This window comes from Vibrio sp. HI00D65 (assembly GCF_001635455.1).
GTDB lineage: Bacteria > Pseudomonadota > Gammaproteobacteria > Enterobacterales > Vibrionaceae > Vibrio.
In genome coordinates this window covers 1-373 of sequence record NZ_LWEH01000504.1, presented here as the reverse complement: position 1 = coordinate 373, position 373 = coordinate 1, and the positions used below count along the sequence as shown (strand labels likewise).

General features: G+C 33.5%; 1 protein-coding gene. It reads left to right on the top strand.

The features are described from left to right. Positions 1-142 precede the first annotated feature (142 nt). Positions 143-373: hypothetical protein (locus A3712_RS28495; RefSeq protein ID WP_231891875.1), on the top strand; the 231-nt coding region annotated here is incomplete at its 3' end.

Here is a 373-nt window from a genome sequence, read left to right as displayed (position 1 = left end):
TCAATTATTTTTGCAAATGTGAAACCATGGTTTTATTTATTTGACTTTTGCTTGAAACTATGGTGTCAGATTTTCTATCAAAAATGACACCAGTTTGAAAAGTTTTTCTAAATGAGTACCCCCCCACTGGATTTTTAATTTCATGAAAGTTTGGAAAGGGCACGAAAAAAATGATCTGAAAATCAGTTTTTGGTGGTTTTTGGTGATACTTGGTGGTTTTGGGTGGTTTTTGAGGGATTTGTTGGATCAACAAAGAAGTCCTCTTCAATCCATCATCATTTACGTGATAAGTGACACTGTCACATTTAATGACTATTATTTCAATAAAGCTATGAATTTCACAATTGCACTCAAAGCAGCACTTAGAAGACTG